This is a genomic window from Phytoactinopolyspora mesophila (assembly GCF_010122465.1).
GTDB classification, from domain to species: Bacteria; Actinomycetota; Actinomycetes; order Jiangellales; family Jiangellaceae; genus Phytoactinopolyspora; species Phytoactinopolyspora mesophila.
In genome coordinates, this window is the sequence record NZ_WLZY01000004.1 from 202,057 (window position 1) to 217,380 (window position 15,324).

Sequence of the window (15,324 nt, forward strand, 5' to 3'; positions counted from 1 at the left end):
TGCGCTGGTCAGGAGTTCACGATGTCGGTGCTGGCGGCAGCCAGATCGTCGAGCCGGCTCTTGGCGTCGGCTCCGGAGTAGATGTCCTGGAGTGCCACGGCCCAGTCTTCGGTGGTCTCGAAGAAGCGACTTTGGGGCGTGAACTGGATGCTCGTGCTGTCGATGACGGTCTCGAAGGTCTCGAGATAGCCCGGGAAGTCGCCGAGCGTTTCCTTGAATGCCCCGTCGAACACGGACTGCCGGGTCGGGTCAGCGAAGGCGCCCTCGCGCACGGCGTCGGACATGGCTTCCTTGCCGGTCGCCCACTGGATGAACAGCCAGGCAGCGAGCTTCTTCTGCGAGGCCGCGTTCATGGCCAGCGACCACGTCCACAGGTTGGTCGCGTAGTTGCCGTCCGGCCCGGCCGGCCCGGGATGCCACGCGAGGTTGCCTGCCTCCTGGCTCGCGCCGGGTTTGTTCTGCGGGTAGGTCGCGGAGTCGGCGTCGTAACACATCATGGCGGTGCCATTGCCGAGGTCACGGGTGCAGTCGGGGTACTCGTACGTGGTCCACGACGTCGGGCCTGCCTCCTTGGCGAGCTCCACCCACTTCTTGGTGAAGTCGACGGCTGTCTCCGAGTTCATCGCCGCCACCAGCTCAGTGCCGTTGACTTCGTAGTCGACCGCGCCCTCGCGGCTGAACTGGCTCATGAATCCGGGATGGATGGTGGCCCATGACCGGGAACCGCGGAACGTGACGCCGTAACGGTTCTCCGACCGGTCGGTCAGGTCGATCGCGAGCTGCATGAAGTCGTCGAATGTCTCGGCTGGTTTGATGCCGCGCCGGTCGAACTCGGCTTTGTTGTAGGCGACGACGTTGGTCTCGAAGCCCCAGGGGATCGCCCACTGCCCACCGCTGCCCAGCGGGCTGCCCTTCTCGAAATCCCACCGGGTGGCCATTCGCAGACCCTCGTAGATGTCCTCGAAGTCGTACTCGTCGCTGGTCGCCGAGGAGTTCTCCAGCCACGGGCTCAGGTCTTCCAGCCAGCCTGGCGGGCCATAGGTCCAGACGAAGTAGGCACCGAGCATGAAGACGTCGTGCTCGCCGCTTCCGCCGGCCAATTCGGTGTTGAGTTTGGTGAAATAGTCCGCCTCCGGCACCAGCTCGGCGACGACATCGATGCCGGTGAGTTCGGTGAACTCCTCCAGTAGCGGCTGGAAGCTCTGCTGGTAGGGGTGTGGCGTCTGGAGGATCTTGATGGATTCGCCTTCGGCTTTGCGCCAGTCGAACCCGCCGCTCACCTCTTCTGCGCCGTTCTCTTGGTCGGTTGTCGTTCCACCGCCGACGCCGCAGGCTGACAGTATCGGTGCGAGCGCCGCGCTTCCCCCGGCGATGCCCATCAGTTTGAGAAGGTCCCGGCGGCGCAACGGGTCGCGGTTGGCCGAGAACATGGGTGTACTGCGTCCGGTCATGCCACTGCTCCTGAGGTCTAGTTCGGGTCTGCAGGGATCTTCAGAGGTCACTCGGGGATGAGTGAGACTTTGATCGACTCGGTTCCGTCAGCGACCAGATCGAGGCCGGCCTGGAAGTCGGCCAAGGGCAGCTGGTGGGTGCAGATCTCATCCATCGGCAGCCGCCCGGACTCGACCATGCGGATCGCCGCCGGCCAGCAGTGCGGCCCTAGGTGGGCGCCCAGCACGTCCAGCTCTTTGTCGTCGCTGATGATGCTCCAGTCGACGGTCACGTCCTCTTTGAAGACGCTGTACTCCACGAATGTCCCCAGCTTGCGCAGCAGGTTCAGTCCTTGCGGGACGGCTGACGGATGGCCGGTTCCCTCCAGGTAGACGTCGGCGCCGTAACCATCGGTGAGCTGGCCGACGACGTGCTGGGGGTCGTCCCGCGAGATGTTGAGTGTGATGTCGGCACCGCATTTGGCCGCGAGTTCGAGCTTGCGGTCGGATACGTCGAGGGCGATCACATGTGCCGGGAACTTGGCTGCCGCCCCGGCGACCATCCCTAAACCGATCGGGCCGCAGCCGGCCACAACCACCACGTCGTCGAACCGGATGTTCGCCCGTTCGACGGCGTGCAGCGCACAGGACAGCGGCTCGACGAATGCGGCATGTGCGGGTGGCAGTGTGTCGCTGACCCGGTGGACAAGTGCTTCCGGCGGGAACACCATGTACGACGCCATCGCCCCGGGTGTGCGTCGTTTGAAGCCGTAGAGCTCGTGCGGGGCACACATCCAGTACTGTCCGCGGGCGCAGTAGCGACATTGCCAGCACGGCACGATTTGCTCGGAAACGACACGGTCACCCGTGTCGACGCCCCACCTCTCGCGCGCAGCGTCGTCCAGGGCGATGATCCGGCCGGCGAATTCATGGCCTGGAATCACCGGTGACTCGGTGTAGGCCGCTCTGCTGTCGTCTCCCCAGAACTTGGCGGCACCGTGGTAGCACTTCAGATCGCTCGCGCAGATGCCGACAGCCTCGACCCGCACCAGAGCACCGCCGGGCGGCGGCGCGGGCACCGGCACCTCTTCCAAGCGGTAGTCCTGGGGGCCGTGGCACACCACGGCTTGCATCGTCTGTGGGAGGCCACCGGTGGGCGTCGACGGCTCGTTGACCAGCGGATTCGCTGGCGCCTTGCTGATAGGGGATTGCATGGAGACCTCCCGCGTGTCGGTGTAGCGCAGGTTAAGTACGTGTAACGCGGACCACACTAAGGTCGTACTGCAACTTTGTCCAGAACTTTTGTGCAAGGAATGGTGGAGCCTGAAACAATGTGCAACACTGCGGATGTGGAGGAGGATGACCATGCAGACAGGGTCTGAGGGCATGTACAGCACCGACGGGGAGGACGCGTCAGACAACCGCGCGGGCGCCGACTCTCGATTCCCTCCTGACCTCATGTATGCCGCGGCGCGGTTGTACTACCTCGAAGAGGCCAATCAGGCCGAGGTGGCGAGGCGGATCGGTACCAGCCGGGCCACCGTCAGCAGGCTGTTGTCGGAAGCCCGCCGCCAGGGCATCGTGCGGATCGAGGTGGTGCTCCCCGAGATGGAACAGACTGATGATCTCGCCGCTCAGGTGGCGGCCGAACTCGGTCTGCAGCGAGTCCATCTGTCGCAGACGTCAGCGTCGGGACATACCGGACGGGTACTCGCGCCGGCCTTGTCCGAGGCCCTTGAGTCGGTGGGATTGACGGCGGGTGACGTGCTGCTCGTCTCCAGCGGCCGCACCGTCTACGAGGCAGCGCAGTTTGATCTGCCCCGCCTGCCCGGCGTCCTGGTGGCTCCCACCGTCGGTGGTCAGGACGAGCCCGAGGCGTGGTATCAGACCAACGAGATCACCAGGGCGGTCGCGGTCAAGATCGGCGGGCGTCCGACGTTCTTATACGCCCCGGCCCTACCTGGACCAGATCTCTACGCGAGTCTGCTGGACGACCCCTCGATCCGGCGAGTGCTCGAACTATGGGTGTCCGCCAAGTGTGTCATGGTGGGCATCGGCGCTCCGCCGTTGACCAGGCAGTCGCTTCCCGCTTTTGTCCCGACGGACGCCGCCAGCCTGCGAATGGCGGTGGCCGATATCTGTTCCCGCTTCTATGACCGGCACGGCAAGCCGGTCAGCTTTCCGGGCAGCGACCGGTTGATGGCCACCGGCCTCGACATGCTGGAGAGGATTCCCTACGGCATCGCCGTCGCCGTCGGTGCCGAGAAGGTCGCCGGAATCATCGCGGGTGCCCAGGCCGGCTATTTCAACCGGCTGGTCACCGATCCGGAGACAGCTGCGTTGTTGCTCTCGGCAGCAGAGCAGCAGGCGACCGGGTAAGCTGCGTGGCCCGGAAGCGGCTCGTTGGAGTGCCGCATACCGGCTATGTAGCGCACCACGATACTGATAGTCCGTGAGCATCGAACGTGCCGACGAGATCGCCGAACCCAGCGCCGATGCGCCAGTCCGCCCAGTGGTCGTCACATTGGGCGTTCCATATCTCGCGCTTCTCTGGGCCGCGGTCGTGGGCTGGTGGGCCCCGATGTGGACCGACGACAGCCTGCGAGACATTGCCGTACAGATGCTGCTGGGGACGGCGATCTTATACACGGTGCTCTATCGGCTCTGGCGTGGTGGGCCGATGGCGTTGCGGGTGGTCGCCCTGCTGACCACCGTCATTCCGGGGTTCAGCCTCGTGGCAGTGGCGTTGATCGGCGTGATGATGCGCGACAGCTTTGGCGATGGGTTCTTCGGCGACCTGCCCCAAGCGTGGTGGATGATGATCCTGGCGTACGGGGGCGCGTTCACAGTCGGCCTTGGGTTGCACAGGCCGAACGTGCGCGAGTGGAGCGCCGCCCTTCATCCGCCTCGAAGCCGCGCCGAGATCGCATTGCGGCAGGCCGGCGGGTTGCCCTTCCGGCCACCGTCGCGAACCGCGCGTGTGGGGCCGGACTCTGCGCAGGATGAGGCGGAGGCAGCAAGCGCGGGCTCGGTGGATTCTGATGACGCGTCGGTCACCATCGACCTGGCAGCGAAGCTTCGCGGGCATGCCAAGGTGCGGATCGGCTGCTTCTCCGTTTTCGTTGTCATCTTTGCGGTGATCGCGCTGGTCATCCTGGTCCAATCGATACGCGGGGACGAAGATTGGCTTCCTGCCGCGTCGATTGGGGCCTTGGTGCTCCTACTCATCCTGACGCTGGTCATCAGCGTGCGCCGCTTCAGCGTGCGGCTAGGGGCGCGGTCGGTGCTGACCATCGACCGAACCGGCTTGGCGTGGCAGGGTGGTCACGACCTCGCGCGGTTCTCCTGGAACGGTCTGGCAGGCGTCGGGATCTCGTACAACATGGTGTCGACCAAGAACGGCCGCAAGATGCACATGCCGCAGCTCGACCTTTTCGAACAGGTCACCAGCCCGGCGGGCCGCTGGCCGGAACTCGACCGGCGTCGCCGCCAGGAGCGGCCCCCCGAGCCGCAACTGCCGGAAGCGCGCTACCGGCTCATGTTGCCCATGACGGATCAGGTCTATCGCGCGATCGAAGACGCGGTCCAGATCCACCGGCCAGATCTGTGGTTGGGCTGGTTTGAGCGTTCGCGTAGCGATACGCCGTGGTTCATGCGCTAGTGCCGGACACGGTGCGCCTCAACAGCGGCACTGGAAGTGCAGGACGTTAAGCAGCGTCCTGCAGAGTGAGCGCTCCAGCGCACACCCTGCAGGACGCAACACGACGTCCTGCAAGGTCGCACGTGCCGAAGTTGTGAAACCCTGTTGCGACGGGCGGGCCACACGGTTAGACCAGCTATGTGTCCGACATAGACCCGGCCATCCGGGATCACTACGTAAGCCGCAACGAGCGCGACCGGCTCACCGCCGGTGCCGGGCTGGTCGAGTTCCTACGCACGCAGGAGCTGCTCGGTCGGGTTCTACCCTCGGTGCCGGCCGTCGTTCTCGACGTGGGCGGCGGCGCCGGCATCCACGCTGCACCGCTGGCGCAGCAGGGCTACGAGGTGCACCTGATCGATGCCGTGCCGTTGCACGTCGAGCAGGCTCGCGAGATACCCGATTTGGCGAGCGCGTCAACGGGCGACGCCCGCGAGCTCGCCTGGCCTGACGACAGCGTTGACGCCGTGCTCCTGCTGGGGCCGCTGTATCACTTGACCGAGCGTGCCGACCGGGTACGGGCGCTGGCGGAGGCGCGCCGTGTACTTCGCACCGGGGGTGTGGTGGCCGCGGCCGCGATCAGCCGGTACGCCTCGACACTCGGCGGGTTGTTCCGAGGCCAGCTTCGTCACCCGGGTTTCGAAGCGATCGTCGAGCGAGACCTCATCGACGGCCAGCATCGTAACCCTGACGACGTCCCCGAATGGTTCACCACGGCCTACTTCCACGAGCCACGGGAGCTGATGGACGAGGCGAGCGACGCGGGGCTGGTCGACACCTCGGTTCTGGCCGTCGAAGGCCCGGCTGCGATGCTGCCGGATGTGGACCGGTGGCTGGCTGATGATCGGGACCTGCTGATGCGGGCGATCCGCCGGGTCGAGGCCGCGCCCGCGCTGCTGGGCGTGAGCCCGCATGTCTTGCTGTGTGCTTATGCGGCGTAGCTGCCGGTTGTCACCGCTGGCAGGCACAATGACGCTATGAGCGATGATCCGCTGGACCGGTTACGACGCCTGTGCCTTGACCTGCCGGAAGCGACGGAGCGCCTCAGTCATGGTGAGCCGACGTGGTTCGTCCGGGGCAAGAACGTGTTCGTCAGCTACGCCGATCACCATCACGATGATCGGCTGGCCTTCTGGTGCGCGGCGCCGCCCGGCACCCAAGAGGCGTTGATCTCGTCGGACCCGGATCGATTCTTCCGGCCGCCCTACGTCGGTCACCGGGGGTGGCTCGGCGTCTGGCTCGACGTTCCGGTCGACTGGGAGGAGATCGCCGAGATCGTCGTCGACGCCTACCGTGTCGTCGCCCCGAAGAAGCTGGTGGCCGAACTGGATGTCCGTCATTGAACCGGCGCGTACGCTGGCTGCTGTGGACCAAGAAGAGCGCCTGGCCGTCTTCCTCGACTATGAGAACCTCGCGCTCGGGGCGCGTGATCACCTTGCGGGTATGACGTTCGACTTCCGGCCCATTGCCGACGCGTTGGCCGAGCGGGGCCGGGTCGTCGTACGTCGTGCATACGCGGACTGGTCCTACTTCGACGAGGACCGCCGGGCGCTGACCCGTTCTCATGTGGAGCTGATCGAGATTCCGCAGCGGATGGGCGCGTCGCGCAAGAACGCGGCGGACATCAAGATGGTCGTCGACGCCGTCGAGATGGCCTTCGAGCGCGACTACATCTCCACATTCGTGATCTGTACTGGAGACAGCGACTTCACCCCGCTTGTCCATAAGCTGCGTGAACTCAACAAGCGGGTCATCGGCGTGGGCGTGGAGCAGTCCACGTCCAAGCTGCTGCCGCCCGCGTGCGACGAGTTCCTCTATTACGACCGCCTCGAAGGTGTCGAGGTTCCGGCACCACGTTCACGTGAGCGTTCCAAGCGCCGGACGCTCGAGCCGGTCCCGGAGCCGGCGCCCGTGCAGCAAGAGTCCGAACCGGCTGCCGACAAGGACACCGACGACGTCGACCAACTCGCGGTGCGAGTGGCGCAGACAGTGGCCGGCCTGCAACGGACTTCGAGTGGCCAGGTCAATGCGTCCACCCTCAAACGAACCCTGCTGCGCAAAGATCCCACGTTCAACGAGGCCGATTACGGATTCCGTGCGTTCGGTGAACTTCTGCGGCATCTCGCCGAACGCAAGGTACTCGAGCTGGCCGAAGGTCAAGCCAAGGGGGATCCAGAGGTCTCGCTGCCCGAACACGGCGATCGGGAGGAAGCCTTCGCGCTGCTGCGATCGACCGTAGCGGAGTTCGCTGACGGTCCGGTCGCGCTGTCCGGCCTGAAGAACCGGCTCCGCAAGAACCAGCCTGGTTTCAGTGAGAAGAAGCTCGGCTACGGCAGCTTTCTGCAGTTCTGCCGGGCCGCCGCGACCGCGGGCGTTGTTGAGCTTGTCTGGGACTCTGATGCCGACGACTATTTCCTGACGACCCCGTGATCGCGGGATGGGGTACGCGCCGCTTCAATCAGGTGGGGCGAGGCGAACAACGACATCGCGAAGCTGCGGAAGGCCGATGCACTCCTTGACGCAGCGGGCAAACAGCCACTGAGTCAGCCGCTCGACCTGCAGGCCGAGAAGATCGGCCATGCGCTGAGCGTAAGCATGAGGGTCCTGACGAAGACGCTGCTGGTGGAGCATATGTTGCAAGGGGTCGTAGGCAGGGTCGCCAAGGTACGGTTTGGGGTCGATGACGAGCCAGGGCTCCCTCTCGGCGGCCAGAATGTTCCTGGCATGCAGATCGGTACAGAGCAAGACCTGGTCCGTGGTGGTCCGAGGCAGCGAGCGGAACAGCTGCATGCCGGCTCGGGCCAGTCCTGGGTCCAGGTGGCCAGGGACCAAACATGATCATCTAGCTCGGGGTGTGAGATAGGTCAGAGGGCGGCGTCGAGCTCACCGAGGCGCTGGATCAGGCGGAGGTTCTCGCTGTAGTCGACCGGGCAGTTGATCACCGAGACGCCGTCCTCGTCCAAGGCCGTGCGAAGGGTGGGCAGCAGCTGGTCGGCGGAGGTGATCTGATACCCCTTCGCGCCGAAGCTCTCCGCGTACTTCACGACGTCGGGATTGGTGAACGCGGTGTTGCTGTGCTCGCCGAGCTCCATCTGCATCTTCCACTCGATCAGGCCGTAGCCGTTGTCCTCCCAGATCAGCACGGTGAGCGGGATGTTCTCTCGCACCGCCGTCTCGATCTCCTGCGAGTGCATCAGCCACGCGCCGTCGCCCATGATGGCCAGCACTTTCTGGTCCGGCTTGGCGAGTGACACTGCCAGCGCGCCGGGCAGCGCGAAGCCCATGGTGGACAGTCCGTTGGAGATCAGGCAGGTGTTCGATGAGTAGGTCGGGTACAGACGCGCCATCCACATCTTGACCGCTCCCGTGTCGACCAGGGCGATGTCCTCGCGGCCGAGTGCCTCGCGCGTGTCGGCGACGACGCGCTGCGGGGCCAGCGGAAAGCGGTCGTCCTGGCGACCATGGTCGAGCTCTTCGGCCAGCAAGGTGCTGGACCGGGTCGGCCCAGTGGCTGGACAGTGGTGATCGCCCAATGCCTCGAGCAGTGCGGTGAGAGACGAGCTGATGTCGGCGATGATGCCGACGTCCACCGAGTAATGGGCATCTACCTCCGCCGGGAAGCGGTGTACGTGGATGACCTTCTTGTCGGAATCCGGATTGATCCGGACGGGGTCGAACTCTTGGAGTTCGTAGCCGACCGAGATGATCAAGTCGGCTTCCTCGAAACCGAAGTTCGCGTAGTCGCGGCCCATGAACCCGAAGGTTCCGACCGAATTCGGGTGGTCGTCGGCGAAGACGCCCTTACCGTGGAACGTGGTGGCCACGGGCACGCCGAGGGCCTCGGCGAACTTCGTGAGGGCCTCCGACGCGCCGCCACGAGCTGCCCCGTGTCCGGCCAGGACGATGGGGTGCTCGGCTTGCCGGATCAGATCGGCCGCACGTCGGACCTGGTTGGGCGACGGCGCCTCCGGTTGCACGACGTTGCGTGGCAACGGCTGCAACGACGGCTCGGCGGACGCGTCGTCGACGTCTTCGGGCACCGCCAGATAGACCGCGCCGGGACGTTCGGTCTCCGCGGTCTTGAACGCCTTGCGGATCATCTCCGGAATCGCGTCCGGGGTGGGGACACTCGCCGACCATTTGGTGATCGGATTGAACAAGCTGACCAGGTCGACGAACTGGTGCGATTCCTTGTAGTTGCGGTCGCGGCCCACCTGTGCGGACAGCGCCACCAGTGGAGTGCTGTTGGTCATCGCATCGGCCACGCCGAGTTGCAGGTTGATCGCCCCGGGGCCGAGAGTCGCGGAGACAACTCCGGCCGAACCGGTGACCCGCCCGTACATCTCCGCCATGAACGACGCCGCCTGCTCGTGGCGGGTCAAGAGGTAACGGATGCCGGAGCGTTCCAGCGCGAGGGTGAGATGGATGTTCTCCTCCCCGGGCAGGCCGAAGACAACGGTGACGCCTTCGTTCTCCAGGCAGCGAACTAGGAGTTCGGCGGCAGAGCTGACGTTTTCGCCGGTGGGCTGGGTCATGGCAGCGGCCTCACAAGGTGTTGTCGTGGTCCACGGCTGCCTGGCGCGAGCACCGGGTGGGTGCTCGCGCCGGGCGAACCGATCAGCTTGTTCCCTTGGGACCCACGCTATCGAGCCGCTCGCCGGGGCCAGGTATCACCTCGAGTTCGAGCTCGACGGGTGGCACGGACTCCAGGTTCTCGGCTGCCGGCTCAGAGTGCTTCAGCGTGGCCGCCACGTCGGTCTCAGCGTTGCCGCCCGCCCCTTCGGTGTTCTCGCCCGGGGTGTCGTGGGGGCGGATGTGTCGCAGGAGGACGGCGACGAACGTCGCGACTATCACCATCAGGCCCGCGCCGACGATCGCCGACGTGTGGAATCCCTGGGTGAACGCCGCCCGCGCCGCGACGAGCAGCGGCTCGGCAACCTGGGCCGGAAGCTGTTCTGCCGTGACGAGTGCTCCGGCCAGCGTGTCACGCGAAGCTTCCGCCGCGACTTCAGGTGTGCCAGCCGGGACCGAGTCCAAATTGTTCCGGTACACCGCGACCCCGACGCTGCCGAGAATCGCCAGTCCGAGCGCTCCGCCGAACTCCTGGCTGGTTTCGGATACGGCCGAGGCCGCGCCGGCTCGCTCCGGTGGAGTGGCGCTGATCACCAGGTCGGTGCCGAGCGCGGCGGCCGGTGCGAACCCTCCGGCCATCAAGGACGCGCCGATGATGAGCGGAGCGATACTTCCGCCTGCTTCGACCTGGGTGAACAACGAGACGCCGACGGCGCCGAGCGCGAAACCGGAAGCGATCAAGAAGGCCGGCCGGATCCGCCGCACCAGCATCGGCGCCAGCATCATGCCGATCATGCCGGCCGCCGTCGACGGCAGGACCCACAACCCCGCCCGCCAGGGCGACAGGCCGTGAACCAGCTGCATGTACTGCATGACGAACAGGTTGAGTCCCATCATCACGAACACGGCGGTGGTCATGGCGGCGAGCGAAACGCTGAACGCGGGATTGCGGAAGAGCTTGATGTCGATCAGCGGGTCGTCGAGGGTCTGCTGCCGGCGCATGAAGGCCAGGCCGAAGCCGATTCCGACGACGATCGCCGCGACCGGCAGGAGCCCCCAGCCGTCTTTGGCCAGTTCCTTGATGCCGTAGATGACCGGTAGAGCGGTGGCCAGCAGCAAGAGCGCGCTCACGAGATCCAGTCGACCGGCGTTGGTGCTTCTGTACTCGGGCAGCAGGAACGGCCCGATCACCAGCAGGATCACCATGACGGGGACGCCGACGAGGAAGACCGAACCCCACCAGAAGTTCTCCAGCAGCGCTCCACCTACCAGCGGCCCGGCAGAGCCACCCACCATGAAGCTCATCGCCCAAATAGAGATCGCGGTGGTGCGCTGCCGGTCGTCGAGGAACATGTTCCGGATCAACGACAAGGTAGAGGGCATCAGTGTCGCGCCGGCCACACCGAGCAGGGCACGGGTCACGATCAGCATCTCGGGTGTGGTCGAGTAGGCGGCGAGCACGGAGGCGGCTCCGAACGCCGCTGCGCCGATGAAGAGCAGGCGCCGGCGGCCGATGCGGTCGCCGAGGCTGCCCATGGTGATCAGGAATCCGGCGATGACGAAACCGTAGATGTCGGTGATCCAGAGCAACTGGGTGCTGCTGGGTTGCAGGTCCGCGCTCAGGTGTGGAACCGCGAGGTGCAGGATGGTGAGATCCATGATGACGAGCATGGCCGGCAAGGCCAGCACGGCTAGCCCGATCCATTCTCGCAATCCCGCGCGTGGGGGCGCAGTGGTTGTCATTTCAGGTCCTTTCGGGTCAGCTGGCCGCCGACCACGCGTCTGACGACCTGAAATGAACTTAGAAGCTTAACCATTATTGAGGTCAAGCCGGTGAGATCGGCGTCACAGCTCCCAGCTGAATTCGCCGGCCGGACGGTACTGGCATTGGGTGCCGGTGATGACCGAAGAACGCAGATGCTCCGCTAGCTCGGGATGCCGGTCGGCCAGCCGGCGTAAGGTATCGCGGATCCGGGCGGTCACGGTCTTGCGAGAGCGTTCGGCCTCGTCTCCGAGCCGCCGTGTTCTCCCGGCCAGTCCCGCGGCGGCGCGAAGTTCGTCGAGCAGAGCAGCACGCTCGCGATCTAGTTCGCCCGCTCGTGCGTCGTCGTGCTGACCCAGGGCTCGTTCGATCTCATCGTCCAGTTGGGTGAGCCGGTGCCGGTACTGGGCTTTCGCGGTGTCGTCCAGCATGTCGTCGCCGCCTAACTGGCGAGAAGCGCGGATCTCCGCATCGCTGCCGTCGGTGAGGAGATCCACCGCGGGCACGTCCACACCCGGGCGGCTCAGAAGAAAGTGCAGATCGTGTAGCCCTTTGGCGTCGGGTATATGAACGGTTCGTCCGGCGAAAGTGAGCGTCCACACCGAGCCGTCGAACCGGAAGACGTTGCCGATTCCGTCTTCTCCGGCCGGGATGCGTGGCCCGTCGCTGGGCGGCGCTAACTCGGCGAGTGCGTGCTGAACGCGGGCACGAAGCTCGGCGTCGTCCAGCTTTTCGGCCATGACGCCTGCCTGCTCGAACGTCTGCCGGGCGTCATCGGTCTTCCGGGCGCGTCGCTGCTGGTCCGCGAGTGCGAACGTGACCCATGCGCGCCGCCACGGATGATCGGCCGGGATCAGCTCGAGCACCCGCCGGTAATGCGTGGCGGATTCCTCCGAAGCCAGCCGGCACGATGCCTCCCGCGCTGCCGCGAGCAGATAACGGATGGCCGCGGGCTCGGAGATCTCGGGAACGGCCAGGTACGCGTGATGGGCCAGGCGTGAAGCCGATGTGTCGTCCCGGGGGCGCTCTTTCAGCGCTCTGGTGGCGGCTGCGTGCCGAGCCCGTAGTTCGGCGGTCTCCAGAGTGTCGTGCAGCGTCTGCCGGACGAGGTCGTGCGCGAACGCGAACCGGCCGGATCCCATCGGCACCACGAGGCGCGTCACCGTTGCCTCGTCCAAGAGCTGGCGTACCTCGGCCGCCGGCAGACCGGCGACCGCGGCCAAGGTCTGACGGTGGAACTCGGGCCCAAGCACGGCGGCGTCGGTCAGCACGTTCAGGATCGGCCTCGGCAGGTAGGACAGGTGCCGATGGACAGCATCGCGCAGCCCAGGCGCCACGACGTCCAACTGCCCACCGGCCTGTGACAACCGGGCCATCTGCTCGACGAAGAGTGGATTCCCTCCGGTGCGGTGATGTATCTCGACCGCATACTCCTCGGTGGGCGCGGACCCGGTGATCTGGGTGATGACGCCGGCGACGGCCGAGACGTCCAGGCCGGTCAGCGTCACCGCCGTGGCCTTCATCTCCAGCGGTCGGAGGCAATCACGCAACGGGTGACCGGACGTCTCGACCTCCACGTCGCGATACGTCCCGACCAGCAGCACTCGCTCGAACCAGGTATGGCGCACGACGAAGTCCAGCAGCTGAAGGGATGCGGGATCGGCCCAGTGCAGGTCGTCGAGGGCGATCACCAGAGCTTGCTCACGAGCGACAGTCGCCAGCAGGGATGTCACCGAGTCGAACAGCTGGAACGCCGCGTCGCTGAATTCGGCGGACGTCGGCGGCACCGTGAAGTCGCCCAGCAGATAGGTGAGGCCCTCACCTACCGCCTCGGTAGCCGACGCCCAGCCTTCAGGCCCGAGCTCGCGCTGCACACTGCGCAGCACCTGGACCCAGGGCCAGTAACCTGGTGCGCCCTCGTGTTCCCAGCAGGCGCCACTGGCAATCAACGCGCCTCGCGACGAGGCCTCGCTCAACGCCCGTGTGACCAGAGTCGTTTTGCCAACGCCCGCCTCGCCGGTCACCAGAACCAGGCCGCCGTGGCTGTCCAACGTGCGGTTGACCTCGGCTTGGACCAGCTCTAAAGGGCGTTCGCGGCCGATGAGCGTGGGTGCCACGTCTTCTGTCCTCCGCCGTGCTTGGCGATCTCGCTGGATCGAATCTAGCGATTGCCAGATGCGAGCCAGCGCCTTTCTGGTGAGAACACCCACGCTACCGGAGGACGTCATGGACAGGATCGTCAACAGCCGAGCCTCGGCCGATGCCCCGCTGCGAACCGCGGTGATCGTCGGCAGTACGCGTGAGGGCCGCGGTGGTGCGGCGATTGCGCAGTGGTTCGCCGAGTGTTCCCGGCAGGAGGCCGCTCTCGAACTCGACGTGATCGATCTCGCCGAGTTCTCTTTCCCGCAGCGGTATCCCCGCCGGGCGACGCCGGCCATGCTCGATTTCTCGAAGCGCGTGGACCGGGCCGACGCGTTCGTCGTCGTGACGCCCGAGTACAACCACGGGTATCCGGCCTCGCTCAAGCAGGCGATCGACTACTGCTGCGACGAGTGGTTCGCCAAACCCGTCGGCTTCGTCGCTTACGGAACGGCCGCACAGGGCTTGCGCGCCGTGGAGCAGCTGCGCCAGGTGTTCAACGCCCTGCACACGGTGACTATCGCCGACGTGGTCAGCTTCAACCGGTTCGACGGCAGCCTCGGCGACGACGGCCGCCCGCGAGACACCGAGGCGGCGGGCATCGCGGTGCGCCGGATGCTCGCGCAGCTGACGTGGTGGGCACGGGCGCTGCGAGCGGCCCGTGCCGAACTGCCCTTCGCGGCCTGACCAGGGCCCACACCTTCGCTGCACATCTTCACCCCGACACCAAAAAGGCGAATTTCAAGGAGACATCAATGATCCACGCGAAGAATCTGACTCGCCGCTTCACGCTGAAGAACGAGACCGTTGAGGCGGTACGCGGCGTCGAGATCGATGTCGTCCCGGGCGAGCTGGTAGCTTTCCTCGGTCCTAATGGCGCCGGCAAGAGCACCACTCTACGGATGCTGACGACGCTGCTACCGCCTAGCGCGGGCACCGCCACCGTCGCCGGGTACGACATCGACCGTGACCCGGTAGAGGTCCGGCGCCGGATCGGCCACATCGGCCAGGGCAACGGCTCGTTCGACGGCATGCGGGTGCGTGAGGAGCTGTTCACCCAGGGGCGGTTCTATGGCCTCGATCGCCGGACCGCCCAGGCTCGCGTCGACGAACTGCTGGACCAGCTGGATCTGTCCGCTCAGGCCGACCGTGACGTCGCGCGGCTCTCCGGTGGCCAGCGTCGTCGCCTGGACATTGCGATGGGGCTGATCCACCGGCCTCGGCTGTTGTTCCTCGACGAGCCGTCGTCCGGCCTCGATCCCCAAAGCCGCGCGAACCTGCTGGAGCACATCCGCCGGCTGCACCGGGAGGAGGACGTCACGGTCTTCCTGACCACCCACTATCTGGACGAGGCCGACGCTCTCGCGGAGCGGGTGATCGTGATCGACCACGGCACGATCATCGCCGACGGCACACCCAGCCAGCTCAAGTCCAAAGTCTCGGGTGACCTCGTCACCGTGCAGCTCGCGGAGCCGGAACAGGTCGCGGCCGCGGCTGAGGTGGCAGGACGCATACCCACCGCCCACGAGCTGGACCAGGCTGATGCGGAGCTGACGTTCCGGGTCGAGAACGGTGACGCCGCCATTCCAGAGCTAGTCCGATCGCTGGACGCGGCCGGGTTGACGCTGCGCGGTACTCAGGTGAAGCGACCGACTCTCGACGACGTCTTTCTCACGCTGACCGGCCGGAGCCTGCGCGACGAATGACCAACGGGTGGTCCCCAA

13 protein-coding genes are annotated in these 15,324 nt (G+C 65.9%); 7 read left to right on the top strand and 6 right to left on the bottom strand.

Translation table 11 applies throughout. The features are described 5' to 3' along the window. Positions 1–8: 8 nt before the first annotated feature. Positions 9–1,379, bottom strand: a complete 1,371-nt coding sequence (locus F7O44_RS13310) for an extracellular solute-binding protein (RefSeq protein ID WP_162451024.1) — start codon at positions 1,377–1,379, stop codon at positions 9–11. Between the two features lie 119 nt (positions 1,380–1,498). Next, the gene (locus tag F7O44_RS13315; RefSeq protein WP_162451025.1) at positions 1,499–2,563 is read right to left on the bottom strand and encodes an alcohol dehydrogenase catalytic domain-containing protein; all 1,065 of its coding nucleotides are present in this window, start codon (positions 2,561–2,563) and stop codon (positions 1,499–1,501) included. 232 nt (positions 2,564–2,795) lie between these two features. Here F7O44_RS13315 and F7O44_RS13320 point away from each other — a divergent pair, with 232 nt between their 5' ends. The 5 genes from F7O44_RS13320 (at position 2,796) to F7O44_RS13340 (ending at position 7,557) form a co-directional block, all read left to right on the top strand. Next, entirely contained in the window at positions 2,796–3,809 is a 1,014-nt protein-coding gene (locus F7O44_RS13320; RefSeq protein WP_222851326.1) for a sugar-binding transcriptional regulator, read from the top strand. A gap of 73 nt (positions 3,810–3,882) precedes the next feature. After that, a complete protein-coding gene (locus F7O44_RS13325) occupies positions 3,883–5,091 on the top strand; it encodes a hypothetical protein (RefSeq protein ID WP_162450743.1) in 1,209 nt (402 codons plus the stop codon). Positions 5,092–5,270: 179 nt separating this feature from the next. Continuing rightward, the gene (locus F7O44_RS13330) at positions 5,271–6,068 is read left to right on the top strand and encodes a class I SAM-dependent methyltransferase (protein ID WP_222851327.1); all 798 of its coding nucleotides are present in this window, start codon (positions 5,271–5,273) and stop codon (positions 6,066–6,068) included. 36 nt (positions 6,069–6,104) lie between these two features. After that, the gene (locus tag F7O44_RS13335) at positions 6,105–6,470 is read left to right on the top strand and encodes an MmcQ/YjbR family DNA-binding protein (protein WP_162450744.1); all 366 of its coding nucleotides are present in this window, start codon (positions 6,105–6,107) and stop codon (positions 6,468–6,470) included. Positions 6,471–6,492: 22 nt separating this feature from the next. Further along, complete coding sequence (locus tag F7O44_RS13340) at positions 6,493–7,557, top strand: NYN domain-containing protein (RefSeq protein WP_162451028.1); 1,065 nt, start codon at positions 6,493–6,495, stop codon at positions 7,555–7,557. Positions 7,558–7,581: 24 nt separating this feature from the next. On the opposite strand, the gene F7O44_RS13345 is transcribed toward F7O44_RS13340, so the two are convergent. The 4 genes from F7O44_RS13345 to F7O44_RS13360 all read right to left on the bottom strand — a co-directional run bounded on the left by F7O44_RS13345 (position 7,582) and on the right by F7O44_RS13360 (position 13,578). After that, a complete protein-coding gene (locus F7O44_RS13345; RefSeq protein ID WP_162450745.1) occupies positions 7,582–7,917 on the bottom strand; it encodes an aminoglycoside phosphotransferase family protein in 336 nt (111 codons plus the stop codon). A gap of 74 nt (positions 7,918–7,991) precedes the next feature. After that, positions 7,992–9,662, bottom strand: a complete 1,671-nt coding sequence (locus F7O44_RS13350) for an acetolactate synthase large subunit (protein WP_162450746.1) — start codon at positions 9,660–9,662, stop codon at positions 7,992–7,994. Between the two features lie 82 nt (positions 9,663–9,744). Beyond that, positions 9,745–11,442: an MFS transporter gene (locus F7O44_RS13355; protein ID WP_162450747.1), complete on the bottom strand. Its 1,698-nt coding sequence runs from the start codon at positions 11,440–11,442 to the stop codon at positions 9,745–9,747. A gap of 102 nt (positions 11,443–11,544) precedes the next feature. Further along, the gene (locus F7O44_RS13360) at positions 11,545–13,578 is read right to left on the bottom strand and encodes an ATP-binding protein (RefSeq protein ID WP_222851328.1); all 2,034 of its coding nucleotides are present in this window, start codon (positions 13,576–13,578) and stop codon (positions 11,545–11,547) included. 109 nt (positions 13,579–13,687) lie between these two features. Between F7O44_RS13360 and F7O44_RS13365 the strand changes: the two genes are divergently transcribed. Then, the gene (locus tag F7O44_RS13365; protein WP_162450749.1) at positions 13,688–14,287 is read left to right on the top strand and encodes an NAD(P)H-dependent oxidoreductase; all 600 of its coding nucleotides are present in this window, start codon (positions 13,688–13,690) and stop codon (positions 14,285–14,287) included. A 68-nt stretch (positions 14,288–14,355) separates the two neighbouring features. Further along, positions 14,356–15,306, top strand: a complete 951-nt coding sequence (locus F7O44_RS13370; RefSeq protein ID WP_162450750.1) for an ATP-binding cassette domain-containing protein — start codon at positions 14,356–14,358, stop codon at positions 15,304–15,306. Positions 15,307–15,324 lie beyond the last annotated feature (18 nt).

Bases quoted from the DNA above. Each gene is read 5' to 3' on its own strand.
- F7O44_RS13370 (WP_162450750.1), top strand. From the start codon at position 14,356: ATGATCCACGCGAAGAATCTGACTCGCCGCTTCACGCTGAAGAACGAG.
- F7O44_RS13335 (WP_162450744.1), top strand. From the start codon at position 6,105: ATGAGCGATGATCCGCTGGACCGGTTACGACGCCTGTGCCTTGACCTG.
- F7O44_RS13315 (WP_162451025.1), bottom strand. From the start codon at position 2,563: ATGCAAGCCGTGGTGTGCCACGGCCCCCAGGACTACCGCTTGGAAGAG.
- F7O44_RS13355 (WP_162450747.1), bottom strand. From the start codon at position 11,442: ATGACAACCACTGCGCCCCCACGCGCGGGATTGCGAGAATGGATCGGG.
- F7O44_RS13345 (WP_162450745.1), bottom strand. From the start codon at position 7,917: ATGCAGCTGTTCCGCTCGCTGCCTCGGACCACCACGGACCAGGTCTTG.
- F7O44_RS13365 (WP_162450749.1), top strand. From the start codon at position 13,688: ATGGACAGGATCGTCAACAGCCGAGCCTCGGCCGATGCCCCGCTGCGA.
- F7O44_RS13320 (WP_222851326.1), top strand. From the start codon at position 2,796: ATGCAGACAGGGTCTGAGGGCATGTACAGCACCGACGGGGAGGACGCG.
- F7O44_RS13310 (WP_162451024.1), bottom strand. From the start codon at position 1,379: ATGGGCATCGCCGGGGGAAGCGCGGCGCTCGCACCGATACTGTCAGCC.
- F7O44_RS13350 (WP_162450746.1), bottom strand. From the start codon at position 9,662: ATGACCCAGCCCACCGGCGAAAACGTCAGCTCTGCCGCCGAACTCCTA.